This window comes from Quadrisphaera sp. INWT6 (genome assembly GCF_015390235.1).
GTDB lineage: Bacteria > Actinomycetota > Actinomycetes > Actinomycetales > Quadrisphaeraceae > Quadrisphaera.
In genome coordinates, this window is sequence record NZ_VUOH01000003.1 from 64,559 (window position 1) to 83,713 (window position 19,155).

Consider the following 19,155-nt stretch of genomic DNA (forward strand, 5'->3'; position numbering starts at 1 on the left):
CGCGTGTGATGCTCGGTGCGTGAGCACGACGACGGCGGGCCGGCTGCTGGCGCGCGAGGAGTGGCGGGCCCGGGCTCAGGCGCACGAGGCCCGGGCCGACGAGCTCACCGCCGGGCGCCGCGAGCGCCGCAGCCGCAGCGCCGAGACCGATGCCGTCGACGACTTCCTCTACGACTACTACGCCCTGCGCCCCGGACAGCTGCGCCGCTGGCACCCCGGGACCGGCCCGGAGGGCGCCGCGGGCCTCGACGACGCCGCCGACGCCCCCCAGGCGCAGTGGCGCTGGTACCGGACCACGCCCTCCGGCCGGGTCGAGCTCGACCTGGCCGCCTTCACCGCCGACCGGGGCCGGGCGCTGGCCACCAGCCGTCGCCTGCTCGCCGCGGTGCAGGGCCGTGCCCCCCACCTGGGCTGCTTCGGCATGCACGAGTGGGCGATGGTGTACCGCTCGGGCGGTGCCGTCGGCGGCCCGACCACCGGCTCCGCCAGCCCCCTGGGCCGCCGCCACGCGCTGCCGCTGCGCCTGGGGCAGGCGGGCACCGACGCCGTGGTCGAGGGGCACGCGCTGCGCTGCACCCACGTCGACGCCTACCGCTTCTTCACCCCGGGGGCCGCACCGCGCAACGCGCTCGTGCCGACGCGCGACACCCAGGCCGAGCTCGACCAGCCCGGCTGCGTGCACGTCTCGATGGACGTGCTCCGCCACGCCGTCGCCCTCGGGCCGGCGTGCCCGGGCGAGCTGCTGCTCGACTGCTTCGCCGCGGCCCGCGAGGCCCGCGTGCTCGACATGCGGGCCTCCCCCTACGACGTCACCGCCCTGGGCCACGAGGCCCTGCCCGTGGAGACCCGCGAGGGCAAGGTGGCGTACGCGCAGGCCCAGTCCGCGATGGCCGAGCGGACCGGCCCCCTGCGGGCCCGCCTGCTCGCCGCCGCCGACGCAGCCGTCGACGCCGATGTGGACGCCGATGTGGACGCCGTCCAGGAGGAGACCCGATGACCACCGGGCAGACCCGGCTCAGCAGCACCCAGCTCGCCGCCGCGCTCGAGGCCGAGGCCCGCGCCGCGCTGCCCGCCCACGTCTCCGGCTACGTGGGGGCCACGGCGGGCGCCGGGGAGTGCCACGCCGAGGGCCTCGCCGACTGGGCCTCGCTGCGGCTGGTGCCGCGGGTGCTGCGCGGCGGCCGGGCCGACGGCGCGGTCGACACCGCGACCACCGTGCTCGGCACGGCCGTGCGCACCCCCGTGCTGCTCGCCCCGATGGCCCAGCAGGTCGCGGCGCACCCGCGCGGCGAGGCGGAGGCCGCCCGCGCCGTCGCCGCCACCGGGTCGCTGCTGGGCGTCTCCACCAACACCGCGGTGCCGTTCTCGGAGGTCGGCGCCGCGGGGGCGCCGTGGTGGTACCAGGTGTACGTGCTGCGCGACAGGTCGCTGACGCAGCTGCTGGTGGAGCGGGCTGCCGCCGCGGGGGCCACCGCCCTGCTGCTGACCGTCGACACCACCTCCCTCACGCAGCCCTCCGAGCCGGGGGCCGCGAGCGTGGAGCCGACCGAGTGGCCCGACGGCCCCGGGCGCGCGCGGCTGACGGCGCTCACGAGCACCGACCTCGCGGACCGGGAGTCCGGGGCCGCCTCCCCCGCCCTCGACGTCGGGCTGGGCACCATCGGCTGGCTCGCCCGGGTCTCCGGCCTGCCCGTGGTGGTCAAGGGCGTGCTCCACCCCGACGACGCCGCCGCGTGCGTGGCGGCCGGAGCCGTCGGCGTCGTCGTCTCCACCCACGGCGGGCGGCGCCTGGGCGCCTCGGTGACGTCGGCGGCCGCGCTGCCGGGGGTCGTCGCGGCGGTCCGCGCCGCGAGCCCGACGGCCGAGGTCTACGCCGACTCCGGCGTGCGCTCTGGCGCCGCCGCGGCCGCGGCCCTGGCCCTCGGCGCCCGCGCGGTCTTCGTGGGCAGGCCGGCGTGGTGGGGCCTCGCGGCGCGCGGGGCCGACGGCGTGGGCCAGGTGCTCGACGGCCTCACCGACGAGCTCGCCGGCGTCATGAGGCAGTGCGGTGCCGCCTCGGTGGCCGACCTCACCCCCGACCTCGTCGTCAGCCAGCACCTCCGTGCCTGAGGGCGACGTCGTCTGGCGCTCGGCGCAGCGGCTGCACGCGGCCCTCGCGGGGCGGGAGCTCGTCACCAGCGACCTGCGCTGGCCGTCGCTGGCGGCCGTCGACCTGCGGGGCCGCGCGGTCCAGGAGGTGGTCAGCCGCGGCAAGCACCTGCTGGTCCGGGTCGCGGGCACCCCGGCCGGCCCGAGCGCCCCGGGAGGCGAGCCCGCGGTGACCCTCCACAGCCACCTGCGCATGGAGGGCAGCTGGCACGTCCACGCGACGGGCGGCCCGTGGCGCACCGCCCGCTCCCAGCACGGGGTGCGGGCGGTGCTGGCCAACGCCGAGTGGACGGCGGTGGGCCACCGCCTCGGGATGCTCGACCTGGTGCGCACCGCCGACGAGCACCGGCTCGTCGGTCACCTGGGGCCCGACGTCCTCGGCCCGGTGTGGGGTCCGGAGGCGGTGGAGCGCGTCGTCGCGACGCTGCGGGAGGCGCCCGAGCGGCCCGTCGGCGAGGCGCTGCTCGACCAGCGCGTGCTGGCGGGGGTGGGCACGTTCTTCATGGCCGAGGTGCTCTTCCTGCGGGGCACCTCGCCGTGGACGCCGGTCGGGTCCCTCGCCCCCGCCGCGCTGCGGGCCGTGGTGGAGCTGGTCCACCGGCTGCTGGTGGCGGGCACGAAGGACGTGGCGCAGTCGAGCACGGGCGAGACCAGCCACGGCGCGCGGGCGTGGGTGCACGCCCGGTCCGGTCAGCCGTGCCGGCGCTGCGGGACGACGGTGCGCGTGGCCCCCATCGGCGTCGCGCCCCACGACCGCGTGGCGTTCTCCTGCCCGCACTGCCAGCCGGGACCGCGCCCCACCGACGACGGAGCCACCCAGGCGCCGCTGGGCGCCGGGCGGCAGTCACTCAGGCCGCAGAGACCAGCCCGTCGCGGGTGATGACGACCTGCTTGATGCCGAGGTCACCGACCGGCAGGGCAGGGGCGGTGGTCTCGGGGACGTCGAAGCCGGCGAGCACCGGGGCCGCGGGGGCGGTGAGCACCGGAGCCGCGGAGGCGGCGACACCGGGCCGGACGCCCACGGCCGCGCCCTCGACGGCGGCGACCCGGTCGCTCACGGCGCGCAGCACCGTGGACATGGGGACCTCGAGGGCGTTGCAGATGGACGACAGCAGCTCGCTGGACGCCTCCTTCTGCCCGCGCTCGACCTCGGAGAGGTAGCCCAGGGAGACCCGGGCGGCGCCGGAGACCTCGCGCAGCGTGCGGCCCTGCTGCTGGCGGGCGGAGCGGAGCACGTCACCGATCTCACGTCTCAGCAGTGGCACGGGCCGCCTCCCTTCGCTCGCTCCGGCCGCTGCGCCTGCAGCGGGCCCGGTCGGCGGTGGGGTCGCCGATGGGCCACGGTACCCCTTCGCTGCGCTGCGTGACGGGACGTCCACCGGCTCCGGCGGCCGCGGCGCCGGGCGGCGCGCAGCAGCGCGCACCGCGGGGCGCGTGACGGGGCGGGCGGTCGACCGGTCGGTGGGGCGGTCAGCAGGTCGAGCGGCAGGACGGCGGGTCGAGGGACGGCGGGCAGCAGCGCTGGGCATCACCTGGTCCAACGCCCGGGCCTCCCCCGGCGTTCCCGGCGGGCGCAGGTGGCGCGGGTGGCGCGGGTCACGGGAGCAGCTCCCGCAGGAGGTCCAGCGCCGCGGCGGTGGCCCCCGCGCGCACGTCGGCGCGGTCGCCGTCGAGGGCGAGCCGGCGCACCCGCGAGGGCCCCTCACCGGGGGCGGCGACGGCCACGAAGACCGTGCCGGCCGGGTGGCCGTCGTGGGGACCGGGCCCGGCCACCCCGGTCGTGGCCACCCCCAGGTCGGCGTGCAGGAGCTGCGCGGCGCCCCGGGCCATCGCGACGGCGACGTCGGCGTCGACGGGGCCGGTGCGCTCCAGGTGTCCCGCGGGGACGCCGAGCACGGAGGCCTTGACGTCGGTGGCGTAGGCGACCACCCCACCGCGGAGCACCTCGGAGGCGCCCGGGACCTCCGCGAGGGTGGCGCTGACCTGCCCCGCGGTGAGCGACTCGGCGGTCGCCACGGTCAGGCCCGCCGCCCGGAGGGCGGCCACGACGCCCTCAGCGGCCACCGCGGACCAGCCGGCGGGCGCGCACGAGGTAGTCCACGCCGGTGACCGCGGTGACGGCGGCGGCGGCCAGCAGCAGCACCAGCAGCGCGCCCTGGACCACGGCGAGCGCGGTCGGGGCACCGGCCAGCCACTGCTCCCGCGGCAGCAGGTAGAGCCCCGCGGCCGCCATCTGCAGCACCGTCTTGAGCTTGCCGCCCGGCGAGGCGGCGATGACGCCGTACCGGATGACCACGAACCGCAGCAGGGTGATGCCGACCTCGCGCACGAGGATGACGACGGTCAGCCACCACCAGACCTCGCCGAGCAGCGACAGCCCGATGAAGACGGCGCCGAGCAGCAGCTTGTCGGCGATGGGGTCGGCGATCTTGCCGAAGTCGGTGATCAGCCCGCGGCTGCGGGCGAGGTCGCCGTCGACCTTGTCGGTGTAGCTCGCGAGGGCGAAGAGGCCGAAGGCGCCCAGGCGCAGCCACGCGTCGTCGCCGTCGCGCGCCAGCAGCAGCCACGCCACGAACGGCACCAGCACGATCCGGAAGACGGTCAGCGCGTTGGCGATGTTCCAGCTGCTGACCCGCTGCCCGGTCGGCTGCCCGGTCGGCTGCCCGGTCGGCTGCCCGGTCGGCTGCCCGGTCGGCTGCCCGGTCACGGCAGCGGCCGGGCCACGAGGTCGACGCCCTCGCTGCCGACGACCTCGACCTCCACCAGGTCGCCGACCGCAGGCACCGCTGCGCCCACAGCGAGCACGAGGCGGGTGGTCCCGTCGACGTCCGGGCCCTGGAACGCGGTCCGCCCGACGACCGAGGGCCGCCCCTGCGCGTCCGGCTCGTCGGCGTCGTGCTCCTCGACCAGCACCACCGCCCGCTGGCCCGTGCGCTCGGCGGCGCGGGCGTCGACCAGGGCCTCCACCAGCCGCGAGACCCGGTCGACGCGCTCGGCGACGACGTCCTCGGGCAGGTGCCCGTCCAGGCCCACGGCCTCGGTGCCGTCCTCGTCGGAGTAGCCGAACACCCCGACGACGTCGAGCCGCGCGGCCTCGAGGAAGCGCTCGAGCTCGGCGACGTCGTCGTCGGTCTCGCCGGGGAACCCGACGATCACGTTGGAGCGCACGCCGGCCTCGGGGGCGAGGGCGCGGACCCGCTCGAGCAGGGCGAGGAACTCCTCGGTCCCGCCGAAGCGCCGCATCCGGCGCAGCAGCGCGGGGGCGGAGTGCTGGAACGACAGGTCGAAGTAGGGGACGACGCCGGGCGTGCCGGCGATCGCCTCGAGCAGCCCCGGGCGGACCTCGGCGGGCTGCAGGTAGCTGACGCGGACGCGCTCCAGGCCGTCGACCGCCGCCAGCTGGGGCAGCAGGGTCTCCAGGGCGCGCAGGTCGCCGAGGTCCTTGCCGTAGGAGGTGGAGTTCTCGCTGACGAGGAACACCTCCTTGACGCCCTGCTCGGCGAGCCAGCGGGCCTCGGTGAGCACGTCGGCCGGGGGCCGGGAGACGAAGGAGCCGCGGAAGGCGGGGATGGCGCAGAACGAGCAGCGCCGGTCGCAGCCGGAGGCGAGCTTCAGCGGCGCCCAGGGCGCGGTGCCGAGGCGGGCGCGGACCACCGGCGGGCCGGACTCGGGGACCTTGGCCAGGGACACATCGCTCAGCTCGCCCAGGCCGGGCAGCGCGACGGCGCCGGTGCGCGCGGCGGCCTGGCGCTTGGCGGGGCTGACGGGCAGCAGGGTGCGGCGGTCGCGCGGCACGTGCGACTCCGGCCGCTCGCCGTGGAGGATCCCCTCCAGGTGCGAGGACAGCTCGGTGTAGGAGTCGAAGCCGAGCACGGCGTCGACCTCCGGCAGCTCCTCGGCGAGGTCCTTGCCGTACCGCTCCGACATGCAGCCCACGGCGACGACCGCCTGGGTGCGGGCGTCGGAGTCGTCGCGCAGCTCGGCGACGTCGAGCAGGACGTCGACGCTGTCCTTCTTGGCCTGCTCGACGAACCCGCAGGTGTTGACCACGGCGACGTCGGCCAGGGCCGGGTCGGTCTCCAGGCGCCACCCCGCCGAGGCCAGGCGCCCGGCGAGCTCCTCGGAGTCGACCTCGTTGCGGACGCACCCCAGGGTGACCAGCGCCACCGAGCGCTGGGGGGCTGCGGGTGGCGTGGAGGGTGACGTGGTGGAGGGCGCGGACACCCGTCGAGGGTACGGGGCCGCGCCGTCGGCCCGGGCCGCCGCGACGACGACCCGGCCCTCAGCCGCGGTCGGTGAGGTTCCAGGCGTCCTCGGAGCCGGGGTCGTCGCCCTCGTCGTCCCAGCCCTCGCCCTCGGCGAGGTCCACGACCGCCGTCGCCCCCTCGGGGACCACGACCGGCGGGCCGCCTCGCCCGGTGCCGGTGGCCTCGCCCTGCAGGCGGGCCAGGGCCTCGTCGAGGTCGTCGGGCTTCACGTACACGTCGCGGGCCTTCGAGCCCTCCGAGGGGCCGACCACGCCGCGCTGCTCCAGCAGGTCCATGAGGCGGCCCGCCTTGGCGAAGCCCACGCGCAGCTTGCGCTGCAGCATCGACGTCGAGCCGAACTGCGTCGTGATGATGTGCTCCGCCGCCGCCAGCATCAGCTCGAGGTCGTCGCCGACGTCCTCGGCGATCTTCTGGGCGTTGCTGGCGGCCACCACGCCCTCGACGTACTGCGGGTCGGCCTGAGTCTTGACGTGCGCGACCACGCGCGCCACCTCGGACTCGGTGACCCACGCCCCCTGCACGCGGTTCGGCTTGGAGGTGCCCATGGGCAGGAAGAGCGCGTCGCCCTGGCCGATGAGCTTCTCGGCGCCGGGCTGGTCGAGCACGACCCGGGAGTCGGCGAGGGAGCTGGTGGCGAAGGCGAGGCGCGAGGGCACGTTCGCCTTGATGAGGCCGGTGACGACGTCGACCGAGGGCCGCTGCGTCGCCAGGACCAGGTGGATGCCGGCGGCGCGGGCGAGCTGGGTGATCCTGACGATCGAGTCCTCGACGTCGCGGGGGGCGACCATCATGAGGTCGGCGAGCTCGTCGACCACCACCAGCAGGTACGGGTAGCGGCGGAAGACCCGGTCGCTGCCCGGGAGGGCCTCGATGCGCTCCTCGTCGACGGCGGCGTTGAAGTCGTCGACGTGCTTGAAGCCGTACTCGGCGAGGTCGTCGTAGCGCCGGTCCATCTCCTCGACCACCCACTGGAGGGCCTCGGCGGCCTTCTTCGCGTTGGTGATGATCGGGTTGAGCAGGTGCGGGATGCCCTCGTACGCCGTGAGCTCCACGCGCTTGGGGTCGACCAGGATCATCTTGACCTGCTCGGGCGTGGCCCTCATGAGGATCGACACGATCATGGAGTTGATGAAGCTCGACTTGCCGGCGCCGGTGGCGCCCGCGACGAGCAGGTGGGGCGTCTTGGCGAGGTTGGTGATGACGTACCCGCCCTCGACGTCCTTGCCGATCCCCATGACCATCGGGTGCTTGTTCTTCTGCGCCACCTCGCTGCGCAGCACGTCACCGAGCACCACGACCTCGCGGTCGGTGTTGGGGATCTCGACGCCGATCGCCGACTTGCCGGGGATCGGGCTCAGGATGCGGACGTCGGCGCTGGCCACCGCGTAGGCGATGTTCTTGGACAGCGCCGTGACCTTCTCGACCTTGACGCCGGTGCCCAGCTCGACCTCGTAGCGGGTGACCGTCGGGCCGCGGGTGAAGTCGGCCACGCGCGCGTCGATGGAGAAGTTCTCCAGCACGGCCGTGAGCGCGTCGACCACGCGGTCGTTGGCCTCGGTGCGGGTGGCGTGGCCCTCGCCGTGGCCGAGCACGTCGTCGCCGGGCATCTCGTAGGTGCCGTTGAACGACATCGCCATCTGCTCGACGCGGTGCGGCAGCTGGGTGGTCGGCGGGGCCTGCCGCAGCACGGGGGCGGGCGGCTGCGCACCCCGGGCGTGGGCGGTGACGCCGGCGGCCGAGGAGGTGCGGGGGCCGGGCGCCGCGCCGTCGGCGTCGTCCGCGTCGTCGGGGCCGGCGGCGGGCGCCCCGGCGGGCACCTCGGTGGTGGGAGCGCTGGAGCCGAAGTCGCGGAAGGGGTCGAAGACCTCCTCCACGGCCGTCTCCGGCAGCTCGATGGTCTGGCCGGCCTGCTCCTCGAAGGCGGGCCTGTCGTCGCGGGGGGCCTTCTTGCCGCGGCGGCCCCTGCGGCCCGCCTGCCCCTCGCGCTCCATGGCCTGCTCGTAGGCCTCGTCGCCGTGGCGCTGCTCATCGCGGGCGCGCTCCAGCTGGCGGCGCTCGAGCTCGCCGTCGGGGTCGTCCCAGTCCTCGTCCGCGCCGCGCGCGCCGTGCACCTCGTCGCCGCCGGTCAGGGTGCGGTACAGCTGCCCGAGGCGGTGGGGCACCAGGTGCACCGGGGTCGCGGTGGTCACCAGCACGCCGAAGACCGCCAGCATCGCCAGCAGCACGTAGGTCAGCGCCTCGCGGACGGCCGCCTCCAGCGGCGTGGCCACGAGGTAGCCGAGCACGCCCCCGGCGGTGCGCAGCGGCGCCAGGCCGGCCTCCACCGGGCTGCCGGCGCCGCTGTTGAGGTGCAGCACCCCGGCCACCGCGACGGTGATGATCGACAGCCCGACGACGACGCGGCTGTTCTCGCTGCCGCGGTCCGGGCGCAGCAGCAGGCGCAGCGCCAGCACCGCCAGGGCGATCGGCAGCGCGAGGCTGACCTTGCCGACGGTGCCCGCGACCACGGCGTGCACGACGTCGCCGAACGTGCCCGGCATCGCCCACCACTCGCGGGCGGCGACGACGATCGCCGCGGCGACCAGCGCCAGGCCGATGCCGTCGCGGCGGACGTCGGGGTCGAGGTCGGCGCTGTCGGGGCGGCCCCGGCGCGCTCCCCCGCCGACGGCGTGGGCGACGCCCATCCAGGTGCCGCGGACGGCGCGCACCGGCCACCAGGGCCGGGTGCGCGCGTGCGCGGGAGCCGGGGTGCGGCTCTTCGACGCGCCGCCCTTCACGGCCTTCGAGGAGGTCGTGCGGGGGGCCGCCGACCTCCCGCCGCTGCGGGTCGAGGTCGACGCCTTCGTCCGCGACGTCGTCGAGGGCGAGCGCGTAGCCATGCGGTCACGCTAACGCGACGTCACATCCCTCACACAGGCCCCACGCCGGGACGGATCCGGCGCGGGGCGCGTGCGAGGTCGGGGGCTGCTGCACCAGCAGCCCCCGCGGGCGCTCAGGCCTCGACGACCACGGGGATGATCATCGGGCGGCGGCGCAGCGACGTGCCGGCCCAGCGGCCGACGACGCGGCGCACGACCTGCTGCAGCTGGTGCACGTCGACCTTGGCGCCCTGCCCGCCGCCCTGGCCCACGGCCTGGGAGAGGGCGTCGGTGATCTTCGGGGCGATCGACTGCAGCGTGGAGGTGTCCTCGGCGACGCCGCGGGCGTGGACCTCGGGCCCGGCCACCACCTTGCCGGTGGAGGAGTCGACGACCACGAAGACCGAGATGAAGCCCTCGTCGCCCAGCACGAGGCGGTCCTTGAGGTCGGCCTCGGTGATGGAGCCGACCGAGGAGCCGTCGACGTAGACGTAGCCGCACTTCACCGCGCCGGTGATGCGGGCGCGGCCCTCGCGCAGGTCGACCACGGTGCCGCAGTCGGCGAGCACCACGCGGTCGCGCGGCACGCCCGTCTTGACCGCCAGGTCGGCGTTGGCGTGCAGGTGGCGCACCTCGCCGTGGACGGGCATGACGTTCTTCGGCTTGACGATGTTGTAGCAGTACAGGAGCTCGCCGGCGCTGGCGTGGCCCGAGACGTGCACGCGGGCGTTGCCCGAGTGGACGACGTCGGCGCCGAGCCGCATCAGGCCGTTGATGACCCGGTAGACGGCGTTCTCGTTGCCGGGGATGAGCGAGGACGCCAGGACGACGGTGTCGCCCGAGCCGACCTGCACGCGGTGGTCGCCGTTGGCCATGCGGCTCAGCGCCGCCATCGGCTCGCCCTGGGAGCCGGTGCACATGAGCACGACCTGCGAGTCCGGCAGGTCGTCGACCTGCTTGAGGTCGATCAGCACGCCCTTGGGCACCTCGAGGTAGCCCAGGTCCGCGGCGACGCCCATGTTGCGGACCATCGAGCGGCCCACGAAGGCCACCTTGCGCCCGTGCTTGTGGGCGGTGTCGAGCACCTGCTGCACGCGGTGCACGTGCGAGGCGAAGCTCGCCACGATGAGGCGGCGCTCGGCGTTGCCGAAGACGCGGTCGAGCACCGGGGTGATCTCGCGCTCGGCGGTGGTGAAGCCGGGGACCTCGGCGTTGGTGGAGTCGACCATGAACAGGTCGACGCCCTGCTCGCCCAGGCGCGCGAAGGCGCGCAGGTCGGTGATGCGGCCGTCGAGGGGCAGCTGGTCCATCTTGAAGTCGCCGGTGTGCAGCACGGTGCCGGCGCTGGTGCGCACGGCGACGGCGAGGGCGTCCGGGATGGAGTGGTTCACGGCCACGAACTCGCACTCGAAGGGGCCGAGCTGCTCGACCTGCCCCTCCTTCACCGCCAGCGTGTAGGGCTGGATGCGGTGCTCCTTGAGCTTGGCCTCGATGAAGGCCAGCGTCAGGGTGGAGCCCACCAGGGGGATGTCGGGGCGCAGGCGCAGCAGGAACGGCACGGCGCCGATGTGGTCCTCGTGGCCGTGCGTGAGCACGACGGCGACGACGTCGTCGAGGCGGTCGGCGATGTGCGAGAAGTCCGGGAGGATCAGGTCGACGCCGGGCTGGTTGTCCTCGGGGAACAGCACGCCGCAGTCGATGATGAGCAGCTTGCCGTCGATCTCGAGGACGGCCATGTTGCGGCCGACCTCGGCGAGGCCGCCGAGGGCGATGACGCGCAGGGTGCCGCGGCCGAGCTTCGGCGGCGGTCCGAGCGGCCCCGGCATGGCGCCGGGCTGGGGGTCGTGGGGCGCGGTGCGCTGGTCGTCGCGCTGGTCGGCGCCCTGGCCCCCGCGCTGGCCCTGGCCGGAGCCCTGGCCCCCGCGCTGGCCGGACCCGCGGCCACCGCGCTGGCCGCCGCGGGTGGAGGTGCTGGAGGTGTTTCGGGTGGGGGCTGTCACAGCAGGCTGGCTCCTCGCAGGTCGTCGGCGAGGTGCGCGACCTGCTCGTCGGTCGCCTCCACGAGGGGGAGGCGCACGTGGCGGTTGGGGATGGCGCCGGTCAGCTCCAGCGCCGCCTTGACCATGACCGCGCCCTGGGCGCGGGTCATGATCGCGGTGACGGCCGGGACCAGCTGGGCGTTCAGGGAGCGGGCGGTGGCCAGGTCGCCGGAGTCGACGGCGGCCACCATCCGCGCGTACTGCGGCGCCGCCACGTGGGCGACGACGCTGACGATGCCGGCGGCGCCCTGCGCGAGGTGCGCCAGGTTGATCTGGTCGCTCCCCGAGTAGTACGCGAGGCCGCCGGCGGTGGCGGCCATGACGGCGGCCGAGGCGAACAGGTCGTCCTTGGCGTCCTTCACGGCGACGATCCGCGGGTGCTCCGCGAGGCGCACGAGCGTCTCGCTGGCCACCGCGGTCCCGGTGCGACCCGGGATGTCGTACAGCATGACCGGCAGGTCCGTGGCGTCGGCGGCCGCGGTGAAGTGCCGGTAGAGCCCCTCCTGGGGCGGCTTGTTGTAGTACGGGGTCACGACCAGCAGGCCGTGCACGCCCGTCTTCTCCGCGGCGCGGGCGCGGCGGAGGGTGTGGTCGGTGTCGTTGTTGCCGCACCCGGCGACGAGGTGGGCGCGGTCTCCCACGGCCTCCACCACGGCGGCGAGCAGGGTGTCGTGCTCGTGCTCGGCCAGGGTCGGCGACTCCCCCGTGGTGCCGGCGACGACGAGGCCGTCGTTGCCCTCGTCGACGAGGCGGACCGCGAGCGCCTGGGCGGCGGCGACGTCGAGGGCGCCGTCAGCGGTGAACGGCGTGGCCATCGCCGTGAGGACGGCCCCGAACGGCCGGGACGTCGCGGAGGCGGGGTCGGGGAGCACCGGGGAAGGCTACCGGCAGGCCTCAGCGGCCCGGGCGCTCGTCCGGGGCGGCGCGCGGGGCGGGCTCCGGAGCGCCGCCGGACACGACGCCGGGGGCCGAGCCGCCGTCGTCGGCGCCGGTCGCGCCCGGGAGGGCCGAGCCGACGTCGCCGAGGGCCTCGGGGCCGGGCTCGGGCTCGCTCGCGCGCTGGGTGGTGGACGCCGCGCCGGGGCCGGCGGCGAGCACGGCGGCCGCGGAGGCCTCCCGCGCCCCGGCGCCGCCACCGGCGGCCCGGGCGGCGCGGCCCTGGGTGCGGCGCTCCTTGAGCGACGCGGCCAGCTTCTCCTTCATGGAGGCGGCGTAGACGTCGACGTACTCCTGCTCGGACAGCCGCATGATCTCGTAGGTGATCTCGTCGGTGACCGAGCGCAGCACGAACCTGTCGTTCTCCATGCCCTCGTAGCGGGAGAAGTCGAGCGGGGCGCCGATGGTGATGCCCACGCGGCGGATGCGGGGCAGCTTGCGGCCGATGGGCTGGATGACGTCGGTGCCGTGCATCGCGACCGGCAGGACCGGCACGCCGCTGGTCAGCGCGACGCGGGCCACGCCGGTCTTGCCGCGGTAGAGCCGGCCGTCGGGGCTGCGGGTGCCCTCGGGGTAGATGCCGAAGAGCTCGCCCCGGTCGAGCACCTGCAGGGCGAGGTCGATCGCGGCCTCGCTGGCCCTGCCGCCCGACCGGTCCACGGGCAGCTGCCCCACGCCCTTGAAGAACCCGGCCGTGATGCGTCCCTTGACCCCGCGGCCGGTGAAGTAGTCGGACTTGGCCATGAAGCTGACCCGCCGCGGCACCACCATCGGCAGGAAGATCGAGTCGGAGAACGACAGGTGGTTGCTGGCGAGCACCGCCGGCCCCGTCAGCGGCACGTGCTCCAGGCCCTTCACCTCGGGCCGGAACAGCGACGTGATGACGGGGTAGAGGACCGCCTTGAACAGCCAGTACAGCAACCCGTCCTCCTCGCGCTCGCGTCCCCGGCACGGCCTGCTGCCCTGCGCGGTCGCGCCCGCCTCCGCTGCGCCAACTCTAGGGTCGCGGCGGCGCCCGGTCGCCCGCGACCGGGTCCCCGTCCGTGCGACGATGGCGCGCGTGGGTGTCCTGGCCGGTGCGGAGGCCTTCGCCGCTGACGGCGCGGCCGGCTCGAGCGGCCCGGCCGTCCTGCTCTGCCACGGGTTCACCGGCAGCCCCCAGGGCCTGCGACCGTGGGCGGAGGACCTGGCCGCCGCGGGCCTCGCGGTGCGCCTGCCCCGCCTCCCCGGGCACGGCACCGCGTGGCAGGAGCTGGCGCGCACCACCTGGGCCGACTGGGCTGGCGCCGCGGCCGCCGAGCTGGCCGCCCTGCGCGCGCAGGGCCGGCGGGTCGTGGTCGGCGGCCTGTCGATGGGCGGTGCCCTCGCGCTGCGCCTCGCGGCCGACCACCCCGCCGACGTCGCCGGTCTGGTGCTGGTCAACCCCGCCGTCCGCCTGCGCGACCCCCGCCTCGCCGCGGTCCGGGCCCTCCCCCTCGCACGGCGCTCCGGCCTCCTGCGCCACCGCGAGCCGACCGCGGGCGCCATCGGCGGCGACATCGCCGCGCCGGGTGCCGTCGAGCTCGCCTACGACAGGGTCCCGCTGAGCGCCGTCGCCTCGATGCTCGACGGGCTGCGCGGCGTCGCCCGCGACCTGCCCCGGGTGACCGCCCCCACCGTCCTGCTGCGGTCGGCCGTCGACGGCGTCGTGCCCGCCTCCAGCAGCGCCCTCGTGCTCGCCCGCACCGGCGCCGCCGACGTGCGCGAGGAGGTGCTCGGGCGCAGCCGCCACGTGGCCACCCTCGACCACGACGCCCCCCGCATCACGGCAGCCACCCTCGCGCTGGTGGAGCGCACCTGCCGGGTGGTGCCCGCATGAGCACCGCGACGCCCCCCGGCGACGGGCCCGGCGAGGGCCCCGAGGAGCCCCGCGAGGACGAGCAGGGCCCCCAGCCCGCTGAGCGGGCCTCCGGCCAGACCCCCGACCGACCCTCGGACCAGACCTCGGACCGGCCCTCCGAGCACACCCCCGGTCGGCCTCCTGAGCAGCCGGCCCCGGGTCCGGACGGCGTCGACGTCGACGCCGCGTGGGCCCAGATCATGGCCCACTGGAACGAGCCCGCCGTCGACCCCGGCACCCGCAGCCCCGCGCGCCCCGGCCGGCACCGCCGCGCCGGCCACGAGGGCGGGGAGCCGCCCGCCGGGCCGCAGGTCCCGCCGCACGAGCTGCGGCGGCGCCGCACCGACCGCCCGGCCGACCGGCCCTCAGACCGCCCGATGGCCCCGCCCGCGGCGCAGGGCCCGTCGTCGGCGCCCCCGCCGCAGTCCCCGCCCCCCGCCGCGCCGTCGTCGCGGGCGCCGCGCACCGAGGGCGGCCGGCCGGGGCTGCCCGACGGGCGCGGCGGCACCGAGAGCGACCCCCTGGCCGAGGAGCACTACGTGCCGCCGGAGCCGCCGCCGCTGCCCCGCGGCAGCTGGCGCACCTGGCTGCCCTGGGTGGGCGTGCTGGGCGTGCCGCTGTTCTTCGTGGTCGTGGTGGTGCTGCGGCCGTCGCTGCCGTCCGAGGTGGTGCTGGTCGCCGTCCTCGGCTTCGTGGCCGGGTTCCTCACGCTGGTGCTGCGCCTGCCCGACCACCGCGACGACGACGGCGACGACGGCGCCCGCGTCTGAGCGGGCGCCGTCGGGCCCTCAGGAGCGGGCGAGGTCCGCGACGCCGATCATGCCCGCGTCGTTGCCGAGCTGGGCCGGCTCGAACGGGATGGCCGGGCGGTGCCCGCGCGCGGTGAGCTGGCGCGCGAAGGCCGCGCGGGCGGGCTCCAGCAGCAGGTCACCGGCCTCGGAGACGCCCCCGCCGATGATGATCATGGCGGGGTCGAGCGCGGCGACGATGCTCGCGGCCCCCTCGCCGATCCAGCGGCCCAGGTCGGCCAGCAGCTCGACCGCGGCGATGTCGCCCTCGGCGGCGGCCTGGGTGACGTGGGGCCCCTGGATGCCGTCGACGTCCCCGCCGGCCAGCTCCAGCAGGCGGGCCGCCAGCGGCGTCCCCCCGCGGGCGAGGTCGCGCGCCTCGCGCACCAGCGCCCGCCCCGAGGCGTACTGCTCCCAGCACCCGCGGTTGCCGCAGCCGCAGCGGTGGCCGTCGGGCACCACGCGCACGTGGCCCAGCTCGCCGGCGAAGCCCGCGGCGCCGCGCAGCAGCCGGTCGCCGATGACGATGCCGCCCCCCAGGCCGGTGCCGATGGTCAGCAGCACGACGTCGTGGACGGACGCGCCGGCCCGGTCGCCCGAGCGGCCGGCGCCGTGGGCGAACTCGCCCCAGGCGGCGGCGTTGGCGTCGTTCTCGACCACCACGGGGAGCCCGAGGTGGCGCTCGAGGTCGGCCCGCAGGGGCTCGTCGCGCCAGGCGAGGTTGGGGGCGAAGGTCACCACGGAGCGCCCGGCGTCGACGAACCCGGCGGCGGCCACGCCCACGGCGGCGACGTCGTGCCCGCGGCGCAGCTCGGCGACCGCGTCGACGACGGCGGCCTCGATGGCGGCCACGTCCGTGGCGGGGGTGGAGCGGCGGGTCCGGGCGAGGACGCGCCCCGTGCCGTCGACGACCCCCGCGGCGATCTTGGTGCCGCCGATGTCCACGCCGATGGTCGGGCGCAGCTCCGGCGAGCCGGGCGTGGACGGGGTCTCGCTGGTGCTCACGGTGCCGGAGGCTACCGGCCGTCCGGGTGCGGCGCCGCGCTGGCCAGCGGCGCCGCGGGGAGCCCCCGGCTAGGATCGCAGCGGCTGCTCCAGCGCCGGTGCGGCCGGTGTGGCCAGAGCCACGCGTCCCGCCCGAGGAGAGCTGTGATCGAGCGAGCCGAGCCCCTGGACGTGCAGGTCGACCCGTCGACCTCCATCACCGACCTGCTGGTCGAGGTCGCCGACGACGACCCGGGCCTGGCGCTCCTGGCGCGGCCCACCGGTGACGGGTGGGAGCACCTGTCGGCCGCCGACGTCGTCGCGCGGGTGCGCTCCCTGGCGGCCGGCCTGGCCGCCAGCGGCGTGGCCCCCGGAGACCGCGTCGCCCTGCTCAGCCGCACCCGGCTGGAGTGGACCCTGGCCGACCTCGCGATCTGGTGGGCCGGCGCGGTGACGGTCCCGGTCTACGAGACCTCGTCGGCGGAGCAGGCCGCGTGGATCCTGTCCGACTCCGGCTGCGTCGCGGCGGTCGTCGAGCAGCCGCGGCACGCCGCGCTCCTGGCCTCGGTCGCCTCCGAGGTGCCGGCGCTCGACCCGGCGCGCACCTGGGTCATCGACGACGGCGGCTTCGAGGCCCTGGAGGCGCTCGGCCGCGACCCGGGCCTGGCCGTGGGGGACGCCGAGCTGGAGCGCCGCCGCAGCGCGGTCACCGGCGCCGACCTCGCCACGATCATCTACACCTCCGGCACCACGGGGCGCCCCAAGGGCTGCCAGCTGACGCACGCGAACTTCGTCGTCCTGTCGCGCAACGCGGTCTCGGCGATCCCCGAGGTCTTCGGCCCGGGCGGCTCCACACTGCTCTTCCTGCCGCTGGCGCACGTCTTCGCGCGGTTCATCCAGGTGCTGAGCATCGCGGGGCGCACCACGCTGGCGCACACCGCCGACCCCAAGGACCTCACGCGTGACCTGGGCACCTTCAGGCCCTCGTACGTGCTCGCGGTCCCGCGCGTGTTCGAGAAGGTCTACGCCAGCGCCGAGCAGAAGGCGATCGAGGGCGGCAGGGGGAAGGTCTTCGCGAGGGCCGCGGCCGTCGCCGAGGCCCACAGCCGCGCCCAGGACGCCGCGCTCGGGGGCGGCCGCGGGCCGGGCCTGGCGCTGCGGGCCCAGCACGCGCTCTTCGACAGGCTCGTCTACTCCAAGCTCCGCGCCGTCCTGGGCGGGCGGGCCGAGCACGCCGTCTCCGGCGGCGGGCCGCTGGGAGACCGGCTCGGCCACTTCTTCAAGGGCGCCGGCATCCGCGTGCTGCAGGGCTACGGCCTCACCGAGACCACGGCCCCCACCACGGTGAACCGCCCCGGGCACCTCAAGGTCGCCACCGTCGGCCGCCCGCTGCCCGGCACCTCGGTGCGCATCGCCGACGACGGCGAGGTGCTGCTCAAGGGCCCGCACGTGTTCTCCGGCTACTGGCACGACCCGGCCGCCGACGCCGAGGCCTTCGACGCCGAGGGGTGGTTCCGCACCGGCGACCTGGGCGCCCTGGACGACGACGGCTTCCTGACGATCACCGGCCGCAAGAAGGAGATCATCGTGACGGCGGGCGGCAAGAACGTCGCCCCCGCCGTCCTGGAGGACCGGCTGCGCGCGCACCCGCTCATCAGCCAGGCGCTGGTGGTCGGCGACGCCCGCCCCTACGTGGCGGCCCTGCTGACCCTCGACGCCGACGTGCTGCCCGGGTGGCTGAGGGCCCGCGGGATGCCCGTCCTCGACGTCGCCGCCGCGGCCGCCGACCCGGGGGTGCGAGCAGTGCTGCAGGAGGCCGTCGACGCCGCCAACGCCGCCGTGTCCCGCGCGGAGCAGGTCAAGCGGTTCGCGGTGCTCACCGAGGACTTCACCGAGGCCAACGGCCTGCTCACCCCGTCGATGAAGCTGCGGCGCCGCGTGGTGCTCCGCGAGCGCGCCGACGACGTCGAGCGGCTCTACGCCGGCTGAGGGGCCGGCGCGGCGGCTGGCCGCGGTGCGGCCGCGTCAGCGGGGCTCGAGCAGCACCGCCAGCTCGTCGACCCGCTCCTGCCAGCCCCACGCGCTCCGCACCCAGGCGCGTCCGGCGGCCCCGACCTCGCGCGCCCGGTCGGGGTCGCCCAGGAGCCCCGCGACGGCCTGCGCCACGTCGTCGACGTCGCGCCCGTCGACGAGGACACCGGTGACGCCGTCCTGCACGGCGTCGGGGGCGCCTCCGGATCGCCCGACCACCACGGGCAGGCCGCTCGCGGCCGCCTCGAGGAAGACGATGCCGAGGCCCTCGGTCTCGAGCCCCCCGCGCAGGTCGCGGCAGGGCATCGCGAAGACGTCGCCGGCGGCGTAGGCGGCCGCCAGGCCCCCGGCGGGCGCGCGGCCGGCGAGGACCACGTGCTCCTGCAGCCCGAGCTCGGCGACGAGGCGCTCCAGGCGCGCCCGCCGCGGCCCGACGCCGACGAGCACGAGGGCGGCGCCGGGGACCGCCGCCCTCACGGCCGGCAGGGCGCGCACGAGGACGTCCTGCCCCTTGCGCTCCACCAGCCGCGAGACGCACAGCACCACCGGCCGGCCGGTCACGCCCCAGCGCTCGCGCATCTCGGCCGCGGCGGCGCGCACGGCGGGGTCGGTGGCGTCGAAGTCGCCGGCCTCGACACCGGGCGGCATCGAGGAGACGCGCTCGCGCAGCCGCCGGGGCAGGGCCGCGACGATGGGGGCCCCGGTGGCCTCGCCGAGCACCGTGACGGCGTCGTTGACGGCGACGATCCGCCGCAGGAGCGCGCGGGAGACCGGGAGCCGGGCCCACCACACCTCGTGGCCGTAGGTGGTCGCGGCGGTGCGCCGCACACCGGCGCGCCGCAGGGCGGGGGCGAGCAGGCCCAGCGGCGCCGCGGCGCCGAACCACGCCCGGTCGCAGCCGTGCTCGCGGGCGGTGGCGGCGACCCGCCGCGCGAGCGCGGGCGTGGGCAGGAGCAGGCGGGCGGGGTCGCGCACGACGACGACGCCCTGCGCGGCCAGCTCGGCGTCCACCTCGGCCTGGGCGGCGGCGCCCGCGGCGTCGCCGTCCTGGCGCTTGGTGTGGACGACGACGCGGCCGGGCAGCCGGCGAACCACCTCGAGCACGAAGCTCTCGATGCCCCCCGCCCGCGGGGGGAAGTCGTTCGTGACCACGAGGGTCGCACCGCTGCTCATCTGCTGCTCCACCTGCTGGTCCGTCGGCTCGTCGGTGCTCCGCACCGGCCG

Annotated in this window: 16 protein-coding genes; 6 read left to right on the forward strand and 10 right to left on the reverse strand. The window is 76.6% G+C overall.

Annotation, left to right across the window (positions count from 1 at the left end):
* Nucleotides 1–19 precede the first annotated feature (19 nt).
* The 3 genes from F1641_RS10205 to F1641_RS10215 are packed head-to-tail and all read left to right on the forward strand — an operon-like array spanning nucleotide 20 to nucleotide 3,028.
* Entirely contained in the window at nucleotides 20–997 is a 978-nt protein-coding gene (locus tag F1641_RS10205) for a 3-methyladenine DNA glycosylase (RefSeq protein WP_309225544.1), read from the forward strand.
* Nucleotides 994–2,109, forward strand: a complete 1,116-nt coding sequence (locus F1641_RS10210; protein WP_194905245.1) for an alpha-hydroxy acid oxidase — start codon at nucleotides 994–996, stop codon at nucleotides 2,107–2,109. Before F1641_RS10205 ends, F1641_RS10210 begins: the two co-directional genes overlap by 4 nt.
* The gene (locus tag F1641_RS10215; protein WP_194905247.1) at nucleotides 2,102–3,028 is read left to right on the forward strand and encodes an Fpg/Nei family DNA glycosylase; all 927 of its coding nucleotides are present in this window, start codon (nucleotides 2,102–2,104) and stop codon (nucleotides 3,026–3,028) included. The genes F1641_RS10210 and F1641_RS10215 overlap by 8 nt, the downstream gene beginning before the upstream one ends.
* Here F1641_RS10215 and F1641_RS22440 read toward each other — a convergent pair.
* From F1641_RS22440 to F1641_RS10255, 8 genes are all read right to left on the reverse strand, one after another.
* Entirely contained in the window at nucleotides 2,997–3,413 is a 417-nt protein-coding gene (locus F1641_RS22440) for a helix-turn-helix transcriptional regulator (RefSeq protein ID WP_194905249.1), read from the reverse strand. The two genes, F1641_RS10215 and F1641_RS22440, sit on opposite strands and share 32 nt — an antisense overlap.
* A 331-nt stretch (nucleotides 3,414–3,744) precedes the next feature.
* Nucleotides 3,745–4,212 carry a CinA family protein gene (locus F1641_RS10225; protein ID WP_194905250.1) on the reverse strand — a complete coding sequence of 156 codons (468 nt, stop codon included), beginning with the start codon at nucleotides 4,210–4,212 and terminating at the stop codon, nucleotides 3,745–3,747.
* Nucleotides 4,202–4,855: a CDP-diacylglycerol--glycerol-3-phosphate 3-phosphatidyltransferase gene (pgsA, locus tag F1641_RS10230; protein ID WP_194905252.1), complete on the reverse strand. Its 654-nt coding sequence runs from the start codon at nucleotides 4,853–4,855 to the stop codon at nucleotides 4,202–4,204. The genes F1641_RS10225 and pgsA overlap by 11 nt, the downstream gene beginning before the upstream one ends.
* Nucleotides 4,852–6,372: a 30S ribosomal protein S12 methylthiotransferase RimO gene (gene rimO / locus F1641_RS10235; RefSeq protein WP_194905254.1), complete on the reverse strand. Its 1,521-nt coding sequence runs from the start codon at nucleotides 6,370–6,372 to the stop codon at nucleotides 4,852–4,854. Before rimO ends, pgsA begins: the two co-directional genes overlap by 4 nt.
* Before the next feature lie 58 nt (nucleotides 6,373–6,430).
* Nucleotides 6,431–9,295: a DNA translocase FtsK gene (locus F1641_RS10240; RefSeq protein WP_194905256.1), complete on the reverse strand. Its 2,865-nt coding sequence runs from the start codon at nucleotides 9,293–9,295 to the stop codon at nucleotides 6,431–6,433.
* Nucleotides 9,296–9,408: 113 nt separating this feature from the next.
* The gene (locus tag F1641_RS10245; protein WP_194905881.1) at nucleotides 9,409–11,100 is read right to left on the reverse strand and encodes a ribonuclease J; all 1,692 of its coding nucleotides are present in this window, start codon (nucleotides 11,098–11,100) and stop codon (nucleotides 9,409–9,411) included.
* Between the two features lie 170 nt (nucleotides 11,101–11,270).
* A complete protein-coding gene (dapA, locus tag F1641_RS10250; protein WP_309225547.1) occupies nucleotides 11,271–12,185 on the reverse strand; it encodes a 4-hydroxy-tetrahydrodipicolinate synthase in 915 nt (304 codons plus the stop codon).
* Between the two features lie 22 nt (nucleotides 12,186–12,207).
* Nucleotides 12,208–13,170, reverse strand: a complete 963-nt coding sequence (locus F1641_RS10255) for a 1-acyl-sn-glycerol-3-phosphate acyltransferase (protein WP_194905258.1) — start codon at nucleotides 13,168–13,170, stop codon at nucleotides 12,208–12,210.
* 130 nt (nucleotides 13,171–13,300) lie between these two features.
* On the opposite strand from F1641_RS10255, the gene F1641_RS10260 reads away from it, so the two are divergent.
* The gene (locus tag F1641_RS10260; RefSeq protein ID WP_194905260.1) at nucleotides 13,301–14,107 is read left to right on the forward strand and encodes an alpha/beta fold hydrolase; all 807 of its coding nucleotides are present in this window, start codon (nucleotides 13,301–13,303) and stop codon (nucleotides 14,105–14,107) included.
* Entirely contained in the window at nucleotides 14,104–14,898 is a 795-nt protein-coding gene (locus F1641_RS10265) for a hypothetical protein (RefSeq protein WP_194905264.1), read from the forward strand. Before F1641_RS10260 ends, F1641_RS10265 begins: the two co-directional genes overlap by 4 nt.
* A gap of 18 nt (nucleotides 14,899–14,916) precedes the next feature.
* Here the strand turns inward: F1641_RS10265 and F1641_RS10270 are convergent, their stop codons facing one another.
* Nucleotides 14,917–15,921, reverse strand: a complete 1,005-nt coding sequence (locus F1641_RS10270; protein WP_309225548.1) for an ROK family glucokinase — start codon at nucleotides 15,919–15,921, stop codon at nucleotides 14,917–14,919.
* A gap of 144 nt (nucleotides 15,922–16,065) precedes the next feature.
* Here F1641_RS10270 and F1641_RS10275 point away from each other — a divergent pair, with 144 nt between their 5' ends.
* Nucleotides 16,066–17,889 (forward strand): long-chain fatty acid--CoA ligase, encoded by a 1,824-nt coding sequence (locus tag F1641_RS10275; protein WP_194905266.1) that lies wholly within the window; start codon nucleotides 16,066–16,068, stop codon nucleotides 17,887–17,889.
* A 36-nt stretch (nucleotides 17,890–17,925) separates the two neighbouring features.
* Here F1641_RS10275 and F1641_RS10280 read toward each other — a convergent pair whose 3' ends face one another.
* Nucleotides 17,926–19,104, reverse strand: coding sequence for a glycosyltransferase family 4 protein (locus F1641_RS10280; RefSeq protein ID WP_194905268.1), 1,179 nt, complete (start codon nucleotides 19,102–19,104; stop codon nucleotides 17,926–17,928).
* Between the last annotated feature and the right edge of the window lie 51 nt (nucleotides 19,105–19,155).